Below are 17209 nucleotides of genomic sequence, written 5' to 3'. Positions count from 1 at the left end.
GTCACTCGAAGGGTGCACCGCAGATGCATGTCTCTCAGCGGCACGCGCCGCCGGCGTCTATGTCATCACCGGCGATACCAAAGTCGTCGAACGCGGCAAAGCGGATGGTCTGTTCATCTCCACGACCGGCGTCGGGGTTTTACCTGATGGGCTCGATCTGTCTGCCGAGAAGGCAAGGGTGGACGACCGCGTGCTGGTTTCCGGCAGCCTCGGCGATCATGGTGTAGCGATCATGTCGAAGCGTCAGAATTTCGCTTTCGAGACCGAAATCGTCTCGGACTCCGCAGCTCTAAATGATCTCGTGGCCGAAATGGTCGCGGCCGGCGGCAGCGGCATCCGGGCGATGCGCGACCCCACCCGTGGCGGTCTTGCGGCGACACTCAACGAAATTGCGCATCAATCGGGCCTCGGTTTTCGTCTGCAGGAAGAAGCCATCCCGGTGAAGCCGGCCGTGCTCGCCGCCTGCGAGCTTCTTGGGCTCGATCCGCTTCATGTCGCAAACGAAGGCAAGCTGGTCGCGATCGTCGCGCCTGAGATAGCCGATGCGGTGCTTGCTGCAATGAGAGCAAATCCGCTCGGCCGCGATGCCGCCGATATACGCGAGGCTGTGGACGATGATCATAAGTTCGTGCAGCTGTCGACCAGCTTTGGCGGTGGACGAATTGTCGATTGGCTATCGGGCGAACATTTGCCTCTGGTCTGTTGAGGGCGCCAGACACATTCTGCGTCCTTCGTAGGTTGATGCAGCGGCTGCGTGTCGGGCGCGGCAATTGCGAATATCGCATAATCATCGGCGCGGCGCAAAGCTGGTGGGACTGTTGAAGCTGCATAGCGCCTTCGTACAGGCTGACGAACGTGCCAGGCACGCTGAGCGGCGCCAATGCGAGCGGTCCGTTAGCATTCTTAGAGTATATACACGCAAAATCGCTGCCACATCCTGCACATGATAGGATTGACACCGTCTTGGGTCGTTCGGATCGCCGGATGTACCTGTCGCCGCGGCAACAAGCCCCCGGAGCTCTCGCTCCATACAGATCGAAGTCGAGATAAGCAAAGCGGCGGGCGGCGAGGGAACTAAGCTGCGAGTTGTTGCTGCGCTGGTGCACGGTCGTGAGCTAAATGGTAAGCCCCCGGTGAGGCTTTCAATTACCCACAAATTCTCCTCCAACCATGACGCCCAGCGCGATGTCGGTGAGGCGTGACAGCCCGCGCCACATGAGGGTATTGCCGGGCGGCGGATCGCTGGCGCGGGCGAGATAACCGCCGAGCCGGGCGATCTTGATCAGATAGTGCGAGAGCGTTTTCTGTCTTACTTTTGGTTTGTCGTTGACGAGGCGATCGAGCACGCAGATTTCAGTCGCAGTCAACGCGAGGGTTGGCGGTGCGTCTGGGGCGGAACGGTTGAGCATCGTCATCCAGAAGATCCGCCAGCTCAGGATGCAAAAGAGCGAGATCAGATTGGTCAGACGCTGGGCGGTCCTGAGTTTCGACTCCTCAGCTTTGCAGCCCGATTTGAGGATCTTGTGGAACACCTCGATCTTCCATCTCAAAGCATACCATTCGAGCTTCTCAATGGCGTCGGTGCGGGAACCAACAGGCAGGTCGGTGATCAGCTTCCAATCGATCTTCTTTCTGTTTTTCGGCGTCCCGCGCTCTTCGGCATGGATCACCGTCAGGGTCAGAGCGGGATAGCGCTTCTGCTTTCCGATCGGCGGCAGGACGCGAATCTTGCGATACCTGATCTCAAGAACGGCCTGGTCGGGATCGCCGTTGCTGTCTCTGACCCCGATGCGATGGAGCCCTTTGACGGCGACCTCGTCCATTTCGTCGGCGATCGTGTGATCCCCGTCTCCAGCCAAGCGGTCGACGCAGGTCCTGATCAGGAAATGCGTTCCGATCTCCTGTGCTGCGCAGAAAAGCTCGTAGATGTCACTCTCGCGATCACCGATATGGATGCATCGTCCCGGATGATCCAAGAGTTGCGTAGACTGCTTGAGATTTTCCAACCACCGGACGCTTTCCTTTTTCTCGATCGGAATCCGGGTCGGATTGATCTTCTTTTTAAGCGCTGCCGTCCCCTTGAATTTCTTCCGGGTCCAGAACTTAATGGCCGCCAGCCCCAGCGGCACACCCTCGATTGTAACTGCGAGGCTCGAATGCATCAGGATGCCGCAAACCGTGTGCGATCTGAGGCGGCCCGCCTTATCTCGTCCACTGTTTATGCGCTTGGTGATGCCGATCGCTTCTGACTTTTCGCGTTGATAGCTAAATTCGGTTGTGTCGTGTAGCACAAGAACGAGACCTTCAGCGGCGGCGGCACGATCACGTGTCGATTGGAAATGGCCGGCCAGAATGTCCGCTTCGCTGACCCGGTCATTAGAAAAGAAGCGGTAGGCTGCCTTGGTATTCGCCCAATCCTGGCAGACGAGCGGAATGCTTTGTCCCATGGCGCTTCCAATCTGCGTGAGCAGTTTGCGGAATCTGTCGCCGAGCCGCGCGTCCCTAAACTCGCATCCACTGGTCTCTCGATCAATCCAACATTCACCTTCCAAGGATCGCAAACAGCCTTTTGTCGATCGATCCCTTAATCTCAGCCCCATAGAGCACCCCCTCGCGAATCAGGTGCTCAGCAAGGAATCACAAGTGATTCTTTCGACTCAAGATTTCGCCGATCAGCGGATCAGTCCGAGTGGTCAAAGTTATGGGTAATTGAAAGCCGGTGAGGGCCGCCTTCCCGGATTGTGCTCGGGCGTGAGATGATTTGCTCATTAATTTGCAAACAAATGAGCAAACGTGACGAGGGTTACGGTTCTGTCCGGTCCAGAGCGGCGACGGCGGTGGACCACTGCCGAGAAGCTTCGGATCGTGGAGGAGAGTCTGGCGCCTGGGGCCAGTGTTGTCGAGGTTGCTCGACGACATGATGTTCACCGCAATCTGGTCACGGCTTGGCGGCGGCAGGCGCGCACTGGCGTGCTCGCTTTCGAGCCCGGGCCGATGCAGCGTCAAGCTGACGAAGTCCGTTTTGCGGCAGTCTCCATTGCGCCAGAACGGCAACCGTTGACGGCACCCTCTGGGACCTGCGGTGCGATCGAGATCGAGTTCGCGGCCGGGGCTCGGATGCGGATCACGGGCGCGGTTGACGCGGCGACGCTGAGCGCAGTCGTGGCGGCGCTGACTGACGGACGGCCACGATGATCCCGTTGCCGGCCGGCGTGCGGGTATGGCTCGCGACCGGCTATACCGATATGCGGAAGGGCTTTCCGTCGCTGGCCTTGCAGGTTCAGGAGATCTTGCATCGCGACCCGTTGGGTGGCCACCTGTTTTGCTTCCGCGGTCGTCGCGGCAATCTCTTGAAGGTGATCTGGCATGACGGCCAGGGCGCCTGCCTGTTCACGAAGCGCCTGGAGCGGGGCCGCTTCATCTGGCCGAGCCCGGCCGAGGGCGTGGTGACGATCTCATCGGCGCAGCTCGGTTATCTCTTGTCCGGGATCGACTGGAGGCACCCACAAGAGACCTGGCGGCCGACCTCGGTCGGATGAGGCTTTGCGCTTCCCGGATCGTGATGGATGTGATTCCATCGCTTCGTGACCACATCTGAATCGCTTCCCACCGATCTTGCCGCCGCGCATGCGATGATCCGCGCGGAGCGCGCCGCGCGCCTTCAGGCGGAAGCGGTCGCGGCGAGCGCCAAAGCGGAAGCTGCCAACGCGAAGGCGACCGAGGCCCTGATCGGTTACCTCAAGCTCGAGATCGAGAAGCTGCGTCGCCAGATTTACGGCAGCCGCTCGGAGCGCAAGGCACGGCTCCTGGAGCAGATGGAGCTTCAGCTTGAAGAGCTGGAAGCAACCGCAACCGAAGCCGAGCTGGCGGCTGAGAGGGCGGCGGCTCGGACGCAGACCGTCAAGTCCTTCCAGCGCAAGCGCCCGTCGCGCAAACCGTTCCCCGATCATCTGCCGCGCGAGCGGGTCGTCGTCGCCGCACCGGAGAGCTGTCCCTGCTGCGGCTCATCGAAGCTATCAAAGCTGGGCGAAGATATTACCGAGACGCTGGAGGTCGTTCCCCGGCGGTGGAAGGTGATCCAGACGGTGCGCGAGAAGTTCTCGTGCCGGGACTGCGAGACGATCACCCAGCCGCCGGCGCCCTTCCACGTGACTCCACGCGGCTTCGCCGGCCCCAACCTCCTGGCCATGATCCTGTTCGAGAAGTTCGGCCAACATCAGCCCCTGAACCGGCAGAGCGAGCGCTACGCCCGGGAAGGCATCGATCTGAGCCTGTCGACACTGGCCGACCAGGTCGGCGCCTGTGCGACCGTCCTGCAGCCGCTTTATCGGCTCATCGAGCGCCATGTCCTCGCCGCCGAGCGGCTGCACGGCGATGACACCACGGTGCCGATCCTGGCCAAGAGCCAGACGGTCAAGGGACATATCTGGACCTACGTTCGCGACGACCGGCCGTTTGCTGGCCGGGCGCCGCCGGCCGCGCTCTATTACGCCTCGCGCGATCGACGGCAGGAGCATCCCACGCGGCATCTCCAAAGCTTCACCGGCATCCTGCAGGCCGACGCCTATAGCGGCTATAACGAGCTGTATGACGCCTCGCGCGCGCAGGGACCGGTCACGCCCGCACTCTGTTGGGCGCATGCCAGGCGGCAGTTCTTTGAGCTGGCGGACATCGCCGCCAATGCGAGACGCGGCAAGAACGCCACGGCGATCTCGCCGATCGCGCTGGAGGCGGTCAAGCGCATCGACGTGCTGTTCGATATTGAGCGCGGCATCAACGGCCAAAGCGTCGAAGAGCGGCTGCGGGTGCGCAAAGAACGAAGTGCCCTGCTTTTAACGGCATTGGAAGCGTGGCTGCGCGAGCAACGCGCTCGGCTGTCGAACTCGTCCGCGGTCGCCAAGCCGATCGACTACATGCTGCGCCGCTGGGACCGGTTCGCTCGCTTTATCGATGACGGGAGGATCTGCCTGACAAACAATGCGGCGGAGCGCGCGCTCCGCGGCTTTGCCCTCGGCCGCAAGTCCTGGCTCTTCGCCGGCTCCGAACGTGGTGCCGACCGCGCCGCTATCATGGCGACGCTAATCATGACGGCAAAGCTCAACGACATCGACCCGCAGGCCTGGTTGGCGGACATCTTGGCCCGCATCGCCAGCACCCCGCAAGGTCGGCTCGATGAACTGCTGCCTTGGGAATGGAAGAATACCCCTGTTCAGTCCGCTGCTTGATCGGACCATCGCGCCACGCGACTACCCGTGCGGCCCTCACCGGCTTTCAATTACCCACAAATTCTCCTCCAACCATGACGCCCAGCGCGATGTCGGTGAGGCGTGACAGCCCGCGCCACATGAGGGTATTGCCGGGCGGCGGATCGCTGGCGCGGGCGAGATAACCGCCGAGCCGGGCGATCTTGATCAGATAGTGCGAGAGCGTTTTCTGTCTTACTTTTGGTTTGTCGTTGACGAGGCGATCGAGCACGCAGATTTCAGTCGCAGTCAACGCGAGGGTTGGCGGTGCGTCTGGGGCGGAACGGTTGAGCATCGTCATCCAGAAGATCCGCCAGCTCAGGATGCAAAAGAGCGAGATCAGATTGGTCAGACGCTGGGCGGTCCTGAGTTTCGACTCCTCAGCTTTGCAGCCCGATTTGAGGATCTTGTGGAACACCTCGATCTTCCATCTCAAAGCATACCATTCGAGCTTCTCAATGGCGTCGGTGCGGGAACCAACAGGCAGGTCGGTGATCAGCTTCCAATCGATCTTCTTTCTGTTTTTCGGCGTCCCGCGCTCTTCGGCATGGATCACCGTCAGGGTCAGAGCGGGATAGCGCTTCTGCTTTCCGATCGGCGGCAGGACGCGAATCTTGCGATACCTGATCTCAAGAACGGCCTGGTCGGGATCGCCGTTGCTGTCTCTGACCCCGATGCGATGGAGCCCTTTGACGGCGACCTCGTCCATTTCGTCGGCGATCGTGTGATCCCCGTCTCCAGCCAAGCGGTCGACGCAGGTCCTGATCAGGAAATGCGTTCCGATCTCCTGTGCTGCGCAGAAAAGCTCGTAGATGTCACTCTCGCGATCACCGATATGGATGCATCGTCCCGGATGATCCAAGAGTTGCGTAGACTGCTTGAGATTTTCCAACCACCGGACGCTTTCCTTTTTCTCGATCGGAATCCGGGTCGGATTGATCTTCTTTTTAAGCGCTGCCGTCCCCTTGAATTTCTTCCGGGTCCAGAACTTAATGGCCGCCAGCCCCAGCGGCACACCCTCGATTGTAACTGCGAGGCTCGAATGCATCAGGATGCCGCAAACCGTGTGCGATCTGAGGCGGCCCGCCTTATCTCGTCCACTGTTTATGCGCTTGGTGATGCCGATCGCTTCTGACTTTTCGCGTTGATAGCTAAATTCGGTTGTGTCGTGTAGCACAAGAACGAGACCTTCAGCGGCGGCGGCACGATCACGTGTCGATTGGAAATGGCCGGCCAGAATGTCCGCTTCGCTGACCCGGTCATTAGAAAAGAAGCGGTAGGCTGCCTTGGTATTCGCCCAATCCTGGCAGACGAGCGGAATGCTTTGTCCCATGGCGCTTCCAATCTGCGTGAGCAGTTTGCGGAATCTGTCGCCGAGCCGCGCGTCCCTAAACTCGCATCCACTGGTCTCTCGATCAATCCAACATTCACCTTCCAAGGATCGCAAACAGCCTTTTGTCGATCGATCCCTTAATCTCAGCCCCATAGAGCACCCCCTCGCGAATCAGGTGCTCAGCAAGGAATCACAAGTGATTCTTTCGACTCAAGATTTCGCCGATCAGCGGATCAGTCCGAGTGGTCAAAGTTATGGGTAATTGAAAGCCTCACCGGACGGTTACGCTAAATGCATCTAGCCGTTCGTAGTTATGTGCGAGTGCTCTCGTTGTTGTCGGCCCAGAGTCTCAGCAGAGAGATTTGAACGGCCGCAAAGGCGGTCCGTTTCGCGCTCGGTTAGACGTGCTGCGCATCATCCAGATGCGCTGCCCGTTCTGAGATGCGCAATAGTGAGGCGCGTGACAGCTTTGCGCTCGACGCTCGGCCCAACTCAAAATGCATCCTAAGCAAAACAGTCTGGCGCCTCAAATCGGGTTCCGCAGATGATGTGTTGCAAAGCTAAGAGGTGATCGTGCGGAAGGACGGAAGGACTGGCCACAATCCTGTTGCTCAGAGTGATGTGCTCCTAGTTAGTTTCGAGGGAAACGCAGAGGTCAATCACGCCATTGCGGAGAGAAGTTAACAGTCGGGTCTAGGCCATCAAACCAGGGGTGGCACGTGCCCTGAAGCGTTCGCGCGTTGTTGACGAAGAGGCCGCGCGCGTTGGCGCACGCCAGTATCCGCGCTTCAAACAGCTTGGCGCCGGACGAACGCGCGGTTTGACAGTCCTGACCTCTCAAATCGTCTGTCCAGAGACAGTCGTCGTGCATTCGTCGGCCGTCAAACAAGTTTCGAAGGCCGCGCCTTCACTTTCTAATGAAGCTAATTGGCTCCGTCTTTCTATCCAAACTGTGAATGCCTTCAATCAGAACAATCTATTTTACCAATCGGAACAACTGCTGCTAGTCAAAGCGCCGGCTGAGATGCAACTAAAACATAGCAGATCGTGAAAATTGATTGTCGATTACTAGGGGCCGTCATCAGACGTTCGCGCTCTGCGGGCCGGCATGTCTCAGTACAGAAGCTAAGTGCTCGCGCGACAGCGAGCTGCTGGCGTGCATTGATTCCGAATTCATGCCAGAACAATTCATGAGGCAGTCATGACTATGACAGTGTACGGGTCTAGAAAACCGAGGCCAATAGAGCGCCTGAAACGACATCATTGGGTGACAGCGCTTTATGCGCTCCCACTTCGATTTCTATCCGTTCCTCTGCAGAATCTCGTCAAATTTGTCACGTTGATCCAAGTTAAGATCGGTCCAGATCCGAACCTCACTGGACCGCAGCCTGTAGAACCTGCTGTACACGTTCATCGCTGCGATGCGCGCGTGCAGCACCTCAAGCAGAGCATCGAGCAGCAAATAGAAGAGGTTGCAAGACTGATCTGCGAAGGCAAGAACGCGCTTGAGGCGGCGCAAGCGCTCAACGAACTTACAAGCGAGTTGATAGCGGCACGACTCGGGTTCTGCCCGGAGCGCGAGCAGCTAACCGGCAGTGCGGTCACAAGCGGTGGAGTGGGGCAACTAATCCGGGAACAAAGCATCGTATACGATCCAGAACAGCTTTCGGATTTGGGAAGAATTTTTGATGAAGCCTTCGCGGGGCTACCGAAAGATCTGCGAACTCCCACGAACCGAACAGAGATCGCCAGACTCATTTTTGGACGCGCAGTCATAAGTAAGATCGAGCTCGGTCCCTTCATTAGGTTCATAATCGCAATTGCCTCTGCCGTTTGATTAAGTATTGGTGTCGTCTCGGGATGTGGTTGGAGCGAAAGCGGAATCCTTTCGGGGTTTACCGGACTGGCGTGCATGTCTCTCGCTGATCTGAATTTCGGCAACAAATGAAAGGCGAGAACTCCGGTCTCTTCGACGGAGAGCAACTCGTCTTTTCGGATGAACGAAGGCTATTATGCGCAGTGTACACTCCAACTCGAACGAACGCGTCCAAATCGGGTGAGGACGTAGTCCTAGGATGGCTCTTCTGTACGCTCGCATGCCACTTCCTAAAAGAACGTGAGATCTTGGAAGATCCATATCATCGGATGCGCGACGCAACGCTTAAGCGACAATGCAGGAAAGAAGAGGGGATATCAACGTAATGGGGCAACGATCGCGACGACAGGCCCGGTAACGCCGAGCGCCTCAAAACCGTGGGACCGAATCCTCTACGTTCAAGTGCTGATTGCGATTGTGCTCGGCGCGATCGTCGGCTGGCTGTGGCCAAACTTTGCTACTAACGAATGGATCAAGGCGCTCGGGGACGGCTTCATCAAGCTGATCAAGATGGTGATCGCGCCGATCACCTTCTGCACCCTGGTCTCGGGCATTGCCGACATCCAAGATGCCAAGAAGGTCGGACGGAAAAGCCATGACCGTCGAGTGGTGGACATACGCGCAGTCGCTGACGGCAAAGCCGATGAAGGCGATGCTGACCGGTCCGGTCACTATCCTCAACTGGTCGTTCGTCCGGGACGACATTCCACGCAGCGAGGCCTGCCGGCAGATTGCGCTGGCGATCCGCGACGAAGTCGCCGATCTCGAGGCCGGCGGCGCCGGGATTATCCAGATCGACGGGGCGGCGCTCCGCGAAGGCCTGCCGCTGCGCAATCCGACTGGAAGAGCTATCTCGACTGGGCCGTCGAGATCTTCCGCATCTGCTCCTCGGGCGTGCGCGACGAGACGCAGATCCACACCCACATGTGCTGTTCGGAGCTCAACCAGATCATCGACGCGATCGGTGCGATGGATGCCGACGTCATCTCAATCGAGACATCGCGCTCCAAGATGGAGGTCCTCGACGCCTTCAAGCACTACCGCTACCCGACGAGATCGGCCCCGGCGTCTATGATATCCATTCGCCGCGGGTACCAAGCTCGCGCGGCAGCGCCTCTCGGATGCACAGCTCTGGATCAACCCGGATTGCGGCCTGAAGACGCGCAAATGGGAAGAGGTGAGGCCGGCGCTTACCAACACGGTTGCGGCCGCGCGCGAGCTGAGGGTGCTAGCGTAACGGCGGGCGTCCGCCTGGCCCGGATCGAAGAGGGGGAGCCATGCGGTTCTGGATCAAAAAATCACTCGATTTGAAACGGGGCAGACCATCCACATCAACATCGCGCTCGTCGGCAGCACGTGGCGCGGCGGGAATCGCACCGTGCTCGCGTTGGTCGGCGGCGACCCCAGCGCATCGAGATGACCGAAACGTCCGAGCTACTGCTCGCGCGACATTTCGGCACCTCCGGAAAGGCAGGATGACGAAATGACGGCAAGACCGGCCGATCGCGTGTTTGAGTGCCATTCGTCCTTTCGGCGCCGCGACCGCTGGACCAAATAGTGCAGAGGGTGTCACAAATTGTGACTCCACTTCGCAAACCTTACATACGAGTTTGTGACGTCAGATTAGCCTTCGCAACCACTTGCGCGCGGTTGCGACACGTGTAGTTGTCGCGAGGCGAACGTGCCTGATGTCTGGATTCCACGAAGCTGTTTGCGATAGGACATCGGGCAAGTTGGCGCTCGCGCAGCCTGTGGTTCAAGTGGAGAGAAGAGCATATGCAGCTCAACGGAAACCTGACGATCCTGTTTTCCTTGCTTCTGGCTGCAAGCGTAAGCACGATGGCCCAGGCTGATGAGCCCTCGCCGAAATACGCCGAGGTGCTCAGTGCTTTGCACGCCGGCAAGAATGTGAAGCTCATACTGGACCTCAACCGGTGTACCACCGTAGATGGCGGCAAGCCCGGGCCGGCCGTGCAGGGCGGGCTGGTTATCAGTGCCTTCAGGGTGACCGCCCAGAATGGCATCAGCTTCGCCAATGCGCATCAAACTGTGGACAGCTCGGGACGCCCGGTGACGGAATACATTCGCCACAGCCTCAGCCGCGACGGCAAGCTCACGGTGCGAGCCTCGAAGCTGGCCGCCGGGGCGGCCGAAGCCGCGACCCAGGGCGAATTTGTCTGCGAACTGCCGGAGGGCGCGAAGTTCGTCTGGTAATCTAATGTCGTGTCAGGTTGTAGGCTTCGCCATGCCTGTAGCTCATTGACAAACAATTCGAGCGGCGTGGCTTGCTAATTGCGAAGTATGTCATCTGAGGGTGATGATTGACCGCCGAGGCACGTCTCGTGCCAAGAGCGGCAAGGCGCGGGCCGCTGGAATGGGTTGAGACAAGCCGGCGAACATCGACCGGACCAGGGAGAGACACTACCCATGAACGTATCCAAGCCTTTTCCGCTCAACGCCTGGTACGCGGCTGCATGGTGCCACGAAATCGGCCGCGAGCTTTCCCCCCGCACCATCTGCGGCAAGAACGTTGTGCTCTACCGGCTCACCGACGGCGTGATCGCCGCACTGGAGGATGCCTGCTGGCACCGGCTGCTGCCGCTGTCGCTAGGACATCTCAAGGGCGATGACGTTATGTGTGGCTATCACGGGCTGGTCTTTAATTCGGCCGGCCGCTGCACCTACATGCCCGCGCAGAAGACGATCAATCCGTCAGCCTGCGTACGCGTCTATCCGGTCGCCGAGCGGCATCGGCTGGTCTGGTTGTGGCCCGGTGATCCCGCGCTGGCGGACCCTGCAAAAATTCCGAATTTTCACTGGAACGACGGCAGGCAATGGGTCGGCGAGGGCGGCACGTTCTATCAGCTGAAATGCGACTATCGCCTTGTAATCGATAACCTCATGGACCTCACGCACGAGACTTATGTGCATGCTGACAGCATCGGCGACGAGGCGATCACGGCCGCGCCCTTCGATGTGACCCACACTGGCGACACCGCGACGATGACCCGCTGGATGATCGACATTGAGCCGCCCCCGTTCTGGGCGCGCCAGCTCGGACGGCCGGGCCGTGTCGATCGCTGGCAGATCGTGACGTTCCAGGCACCGTCGGTCGTCGTCGGCGACGTCGGCGTGGCGCCGACAGGTACGGGCGCGCCGCAAGGCGAGCGCTCGCACGGCGTCAACGGTGCGTTCTTGGCGGCGATCAGCCCCGAGACCGAGACGACCTGCCATTATTTCTGGAACTTCGTCCGAAATTATCGCAGGAATGATGCGGAATTGACGAGAGAGCTCCAGCTCGCCCACGTCAATGGCGGAGCGGGCGTCTACGATCAGGATCACAGGGTGTTGGAGGCGCAGCAGGCCGCGATCGAGAAGAACCCGCGTTCGCCCTTCTACGATCTCAACATCGATGCAGGCGCGCTCTGGGCACGGCGGCTGATCGCCGGGATGTTGGCCGACGAACAGACCAGCATGATCGCAAACGCTGCGACCGAGTGAGCGAAAAGTTATGGTCAAGCCGATCGAATGGGTTAGCGCGCGCATTCGCGCCACGCGCGAGCTTACTCCTGACGTCCTTCTCTTCGAAATCGAGGCGGACCGCGCATTCGTCACCGGAACGCCCGGCAGTCACATCGACGTCGTTGTGCTCATTGACGGCCGGCCGCAGCTTCGAAGCTATTCGCTGGTGGGACCTTGTCCGGACGGACTCTATCGCATCGCCGTCAAACGGCTCGCGTCCAGCCGGGGCGGGTCTATCGGCATGTGGCGCCTCAAGGCGGGCGAACGGCTTACGATCTCCGCGCCGAGCAACAGCTTCGAATTGAGCTACGGCCAGCCGGAATATCTGCTGCTTGCCGGCGGCATCGGCATCACGCCGATCTACACGATGGCACTGGCGCTGAAGCAAGCAGGCGCGAAGTTTCGCCTGCTCTATGCCGCGCGCAGCCGCCGCGACCTGGCGCTCGCAGACGAGCTAGCCCGTCATATTGGCGAACGGCTTCAGCTCTTCGTCGATGAAGAGGAACAGCGCATCGACATCGCCGGCGAGATCGCCCAACTCGATCCGCGCGGCGAGCTCTATGTGTGTGGCCCGTTCGGCATGTTGGAGGCGGTCAGGCGCCTGTGGTACGAAGCAGGCAGGCCCGTGGCGCACCTCCGCTACGAGACGTTTGGCAATGCCGGCAACTTTGCGGACGCGCCGTTCAAGATTAAAATTCCCCGACTGGGTCTCGAAGTCGACGTTCCTGCCAACCGCTCCATACTGGACGCGCTTGAAGATGCCGGCGTCGACATGATCTTCGGTTGCCGACGCGGAGAATGTGGCCTGTGCGTCCTGCCGATCCTGGAGGCGTCGGCCCCGGTCGATCATCGCGACGTGTTTTTCAGCGGCGAGGAGCGGGCGACGAACGGGAAGCTGTGCACCTGCGTGTCGCGCGCAAAGAGCGGTTGCATTACCGTCGATACACCCGATCGAATTCCGACCCCGTAATCTATGTTATGCCAATGGCATTTTGTGGTGACCGCCTGCTCGCCTTCCTTGAGGCGCTATAACACGCCAAGCTGAGCCGAATGGAGCCGGGACGACGACCGCTCGACCAGCCGCAAGTACGTCGCAAACGACGGGCCCTCCCCAAAACCATTCGGCATAGTTGGGCAGTCGCATAATCGGCGAAAAAGGAACGGCTTCGACCCGCAGGCTTGATGTCCTCGCCCGCATCGCCGCCCATCTGGCTCACCGTCTGGCTGGACGGGGATCACACGATTGTCGACGAGAATGGACAAGGTCGTTGTCAAAGGGGGCCATGGCATCGAAGTCAGCAACAGCAAGGGCGATCGCGACGGGGCCGTTCTTTAAATCAGATATCGCAAGATTCGCATCCGGCCGCCGATCGGAAAGTAGAATCGCTATCCCGCTCTGATGCTGACGGTGATCCATGCCGAAGAGCGCGGGACGCCGAAAAGCAGAAAGAAGATCGATTGGAAGCTGATCACCGACCTGGCTGTTGGTTCCCGCACCGACGCCATTGAGAAGCTCGAATGGATGCTTTGAGATGGAAGATCGAGGTGCCCCATAAGATTCTCAAATAGGGTCGCAAAGCTAAGGAGTCGAAGCTCAGCACCGCCCAGCGCCTCACCAATCTGATCTCTCCTTTGCATCCTGAGTTGGCGGGTCTTCTGGATGACGATGCTCAATCGTTCCGCCCCAAACGCGTTGCCACCTCTCGCGTTGAGTGCGATTGAAATCGGCGTGCTCGATCGCCTTGTCAACGACAAACCCAAAGCAAAAAATGCTCTCGCACTACCTGATCAAGATCGCCCGGCTCGGCGGCTATCTCGCCCGCTCCAGCGATCCGCCGCTCGGCAATCCTGTCATGTAGCGCGGCCTGTCGAGCTTAGCCGACATCGCGCTGAGCGCCATAGTCGGAGGGGAATTTGTGAGTAATTGAAGCTACGCCGGACGGATACCGACCAGCCCCACGAGCCTTTTGGGCGTTTCGCCGCAGGAAGCGCTCGCTCGGCTATCGGGAAATTCAACTTAGGACACTTGCAGCAAAAACGGATATTAGAAGTAAGTTTTCGGGGCAGGGCACGACACCAGCCTTCCCGAAGCGAAGTCCGTTCGCCGGGAAGATGGATCAGGTCAGGCCGTCATGCGGGTTGTCGACGCATCCAACGATGTGATCACGCTTCCGGAGATTGACCGACCCGCTCCTCTCTAGATGTGAGCTTTCAGGAGGTTGGGACGGTGATCCATGCCGAAGAGCGCGGGACGCCAAAAAACAGAAAGAAGATCGATTGGAAGCTGATCACCGACCTGCCTGTTGATTCCCGGGCCGACGCCATTGAGAAGCTCGAATGGTATGCTTTGAGATGGAAGATCGAGGTGTTCCATAAGATCCTCAAATCGGGCTGCAAAGCTGAGGAGTCGAAGCTCAGGACTGCCCAGCGTCTGACCAATCTGATCTCGCTGTTTTGCATCCTGACTTGGCGGGTCTTCTGGATGACGATGCTCAACCGTTCCGCCCCAGACGCACCGCCAACCCTCGCGTTGACTGCAACTGAAATCGGCGTGCTCGATGGCCTCGTCAACGACAACCCAAAAGCAAGACAGAAAACGCTCTCGCACTATCTGATCAAGATCGCCCGGCTCGGCGGTTATCTCGCCCGCGCCAGCGATCCGCCGCCTGGCAATACCGTTATGTGGCGCGGGCTGTCACGCCTCACTGACATCGCGCTGGGCGCCATGGCCGGAGTCGAATTTGTGGGTATTGAAAGCTTCACCGGACGGATACCGTTGCTCCGAGTCCTCCCCATGAGCACAGAGAGAAGGCCTGTTGGCGGAGCCTTCTGTGTTATTCCGCAACCAAGTCTCCCGAAGCTAACAGAGCGTTGCCCCAGAGAAATTGCTCGCTGGCAATTCCGCCATTTTCCCTGCCGGCGCAGCCAGCGACTTGTGTCCGGTGTCTGACATCGTACATGTCGGTTGATTTCACGACGGCGCCATTTTAATTCAATCAATCAACAGCCTAAACAGCTGGGTCGGCGTTGGCGCGGCGGTTGCAGTCACGATACCGCAACGCTGACTGAGGGCTGAGTGCACGCAGACGCGCGACAACGAGCGATGCTCTCCTCCGTTGAACCCGACGCGTGTCGCTGCCCGCGACCCGAGCCCCACAACTGCTACTCAAGGAGGCGATTCCATGGCCCTGTATGACGCAAACCATGTTCCCGATTTCCTCCAGTTACTGTGCCTCATGGAGGCCATCAGCTTTGAGGATTTTGAGTTCGCTACGGTTTTTTCCGAGTTGTTGGCCTGGGTCGCCGGGCGGACCAGAAGTCACGGGTGCACGCTGCCAACGCGAATTGGTGGAAAGCGTCTTGTCCTCCTGCATTCCGCGGTCAATGAAGCAAATTGCGACATTGAGGAGAATGACATCGCCTGCGTCCATCCAACAGCGCCCCTCTCATCCTCGCGTTTGGACCACGAAGCTCATTTATTCAGTGCCTTGGCGAAACCGGGCCTGCGCGCATGTCTGCTCTACGATGCTATCGAGCCCGCAATTGGCCTGGATCTACTCCGTTTGGTGGGGGGCGAGAAAAGTGTGGAATGGGCTTTCTCGGTTCCTACGGGGCGCAGGACCAGCGGTTTGCTGTTTTCATACGGATGGAAGAGGGGTGGTTGCGAGCAGGTTGTCGCGGTGCTCCACAGCTATCTCCCGACGCTTGCGCCATCAACTAGGCGCGGCTTCTCCAATCAGATCCAGATGCGTGGTGATGCATAAATGAATCCTATTCTTCATCTCATCTGGGGGCCCACGAGCACAGGAAAAACGGCGGCCGCCGTGGCCGCTGCCGAACGGACCGGCGCGCCGGTGATATCGCTGGATCGGGTGCAGTGCTGTGCCGAAATACCCACCGGAAGCGGTCGGCCAACACCCGCCGAACTGCGGGGCACACAAAGGATTTATGTCTGCTCGCGGAAGCTTATCAACGGCGTAATCCCGGCGCACGAAGCACACAAACTGCTGAAGCTACGGGTCGCCGAATGCGCCCTTCGCCACCGGCTGATCATTTTAGAAGGGGGCTCGGTCTCGTTGCTGAACACAATGATTGCCGATGAATATTGGGACTGCTTTCAGTGGCGGTCGGATCGGTTCGAACTAGGCGACCCAACCGAGTTCCTGAGCCGCGCCCGTGCTCGCGTGCGGGAGATGTTTGAGCGCAGAGGGGGGCGAGCCTCGTTGTTGGAAGAACTCGTCGAGCTTTGGCGGGATCCGCGCCTGCATCAAGCTCTCGCCGATATTGACGGCTATCGAGTTGCAATCCGCTTCGCCGCCGAGCGAGCACTGCCGGTCGCGGGGCTGCTTAGCCTTGATGCTGAAACTAGGGAAGAACTCGTCGAGGGTATCGCCCAGGAGTACCTCGACCATGCCCGCTGGCAGACGCGGGAGTTCCTTGAGCTGCCGCTGAGCTGGAAAGTGACGGGCTTCGGCAGCCGCCACAAGTAGATGGCCTGAGCGCAGCGCGGGTAACGGCAGGGACCGATTGGCGTTGACGCTCGTGAAATCTGTTGGTGTTTTCTGCGGGTCGACAGATGAGGCCGCCCTGCCTTATCGGGCTTCCGCAGTTCGCCTCGGCCTAACTCTTGCGCCAAGCCGGGCTGACGCTGATCTGTGCCGGTGGCGGCACGGGCCTGATGGGAGCCTGCGCACGCGCGCGCACGAAGCCGGTGGGCGCGTGCTCGGCATTATCCCTGAGTTCCTCACTGCTCCGGAACGGGCGCTCGAAACGGTGGAGCACGTCGTTGTCGCCAACATGCATGACCGCAAGATGCTGATGTTCGAACGTTCCGATGCGTTTGTCGTGCTGCCGGGCAGCATCGGGACTTCGGAAGAGGCCGTAGAGATTTTGTGGCATCCACTCGGTCTACACGCCAAGCCCGTCGTGTTTTATGATCGCGAGGGGTTCTGGCAGCCGCTGTTCGAACTAGCACACCGTAAACGCCACGCCGCCGGAATTCATGAAAGTCTGGATCTCGGTCGAACGCATTGATGAGGTCGTGCCGGTCCTTCAGCGCACCGGGCGCAAAAGCGATCACGCCGGCAAGCAGTGTCAATCGGCCTGCAAATTTTGGACGCCGATCCCCCGGCTTAGGGGGTCAATATTGCAGACGATGACGTAATTGCGGCCGGCGCCCGCGGCACGAAAGGTCCGCTATCTTCAAGCCTTCCACAATCTTACGAATCGGAGGGG

The 17209-nt window shown here is 59.4% G+C and carries 15 protein-coding genes and 3 pseudogenes; 16 read left to right on the top strand and 2 right to left on the bottom strand.

Features of this window, described 5'->3' with window-relative positions; genetic code table 11:
- Positions 1–19 precede the first annotated feature (19 nt).
- Positions 20–706 (top strand): annotated as a pseudogene (hypE, locus tag RX331_RS27490) (hydrogenase expression/formation protein HypE); the annotation flags it as partial.
- A gap of 436 nt (positions 707–1142) precedes the next feature.
- On the opposite strand, the gene RX331_RS27485 reads toward hypE, so the two are convergent.
- Positions 1143–2600 carry an IS4 family transposase gene (locus RX331_RS27485; RefSeq protein WP_317252632.1) on the bottom strand — a complete coding sequence of 486 codons (1458 nt, stop codon included), beginning with the start codon at positions 2598–2600 and terminating at the stop codon, positions 1143–1145.
- Between the two features lie 193 nt (positions 2601–2793).
- On the opposite strand from RX331_RS27485, the gene tnpA reads away from it, so the two are divergent.
- From tnpA to tnpC, 3 genes are all read left to right on the top strand, one after another.
- The gene (gene tnpA / locus RX331_RS27480; RefSeq protein ID WP_317252346.1) at positions 2794–3195 is read left to right on the top strand and encodes an IS66-like element accessory protein TnpA; all 402 of its coding nucleotides are present in this window, start codon (positions 2794–2796) and stop codon (positions 3193–3195) included.
- Positions 3192–3539: an IS66 family insertion sequence element accessory protein TnpB gene (gene tnpB / locus RX331_RS27475; protein ID WP_135176416.1), complete on the top strand. Its 348-nt coding sequence runs from the start codon at positions 3192–3194 to the stop codon at positions 3537–3539. The genes tnpA and tnpB overlap by 4 nt, the downstream gene beginning before the upstream one ends.
- Positions 3540–3632: 93 nt before the next feature.
- A complete protein-coding gene (gene tnpC / locus RX331_RS27470) occupies positions 3633–5225 on the top strand; it encodes an IS66 family transposase (RefSeq protein ID WP_317258116.1) in 1593 nt (530 codons plus the stop codon).
- Positions 5226–5271: 46 nt separating this feature from the next.
- On the opposite strand, the gene RX331_RS27465 is transcribed toward tnpC, so the two are convergent.
- Positions 5272–6729 (bottom strand): IS4 family transposase, encoded by a 1458-nt coding sequence (locus RX331_RS27465; protein ID WP_317252632.1) that lies wholly within the window; start codon positions 6727–6729, stop codon positions 5272–5274.
- Between the two features lie 559 nt (positions 6730–7288).
- Here RX331_RS27465 and RX331_RS27460 point away from each other — a divergent pair.
- From RX331_RS27460 to RX331_RS27405, 12 genes and pseudogenes are all read left to right on the top strand, one after another.
- On the top strand, positions 7289–7627 hold the full coding sequence (locus tag RX331_RS27460) for a hypothetical protein (protein ID WP_317252754.1): 339 nt from the start codon (positions 7289–7291) through the stop codon (positions 7625–7627).
- 216 nt (positions 7628–7843) lie between these two features.
- On the top strand, positions 7844–8413 hold the full coding sequence (locus tag RX331_RS27455; protein WP_317252753.1) for a hypothetical protein: 570 nt from the start codon (positions 7844–7846) through the stop codon (positions 8411–8413).
- A 375-nt stretch (positions 8414–8788) separates the two neighbouring features.
- Positions 8789–9040: pseudogene (locus RX331_RS27450) on the top strand (cation:dicarboxylate symporter family transporter); the annotation flags it as partial.
- Between the two features lies 1 nt (position 9041).
- Positions 9042–9689, top strand: a pseudogene (locus RX331_RS27445) (5-methyltetrahydropteroyltriglutamate--homocysteine S-methyltransferase); the annotation flags it as partial.
- 539 nt (positions 9690–10228) lie between these two features.
- Complete coding sequence (locus tag RX331_RS27440) at positions 10229–10666, top strand: VirK family protein (protein WP_317252752.1); 438 nt, start codon at positions 10229–10231, stop codon at positions 10664–10666.
- Between the two features lie 213 nt (positions 10667–10879).
- Positions 10880–11953 carry an aromatic ring-hydroxylating dioxygenase subunit alpha gene (locus RX331_RS27435; RefSeq protein ID WP_317252751.1) on the top strand — a complete coding sequence of 358 codons (1074 nt, stop codon included), beginning with the start codon at positions 10880–10882 and terminating at the stop codon, positions 11951–11953.
- Between the two features lie 262 nt (positions 11954–12215).
- Positions 12216–12944, top strand: coding sequence for a PDR/VanB family oxidoreductase (locus RX331_RS27430; protein WP_317252750.1), 729 nt, complete (start codon positions 12216–12218; stop codon positions 12942–12944).
- Positions 12945–13373: 429 nt separating this feature from the next.
- On the top strand, positions 13374–13505 hold the full coding sequence (locus RX331_RS27425) for a hypothetical protein (RefSeq protein ID WP_317252749.1): 132 nt from the start codon (positions 13374–13376) through the stop codon (positions 13503–13505).
- 696 nt (positions 13506–14201) lie between these two features.
- Entirely contained in the window at positions 14202–14924 is a 723-nt protein-coding gene (locus tag RX331_RS27420) for a hypothetical protein (protein ID WP_317252748.1), read from the top strand.
- Positions 14925–15156: 232 nt separating this feature from the next.
- A complete protein-coding gene (locus RX331_RS27415) occupies positions 15157–15738 on the top strand; it encodes a hypothetical protein (RefSeq protein WP_317252747.1) in 582 nt (193 codons plus the stop codon).
- Complete coding sequence (locus tag RX331_RS27410; protein WP_317252746.1) at positions 15739–16464, top strand: isopentenyl transferase family protein; 726 nt, start codon at positions 15739–15741, stop codon at positions 16462–16464.
- 37 nt (positions 16465–16501) lie between these two features.
- Entirely contained in the window at positions 16502–17008 is a 507-nt protein-coding gene (locus RX331_RS27405; RefSeq protein ID WP_317252745.1) for an LOG family protein, read from the top strand.
- Positions 17009–17209: the final 201 nt, after the last annotated feature.

This window comes from Bradyrhizobium sp. BWA-3-5 (genome assembly GCF_032917985.1).
In the GTDB taxonomy this organism is placed as follows: Bacteria; Pseudomonadota; Alphaproteobacteria; order Rhizobiales; family Xanthobacteraceae; genus Bradyrhizobium.
The sequence above is the reverse complement of the archived record's forward strand: the minus strand, read 5'-3'. Positions and strand labels throughout refer to the sequence as shown.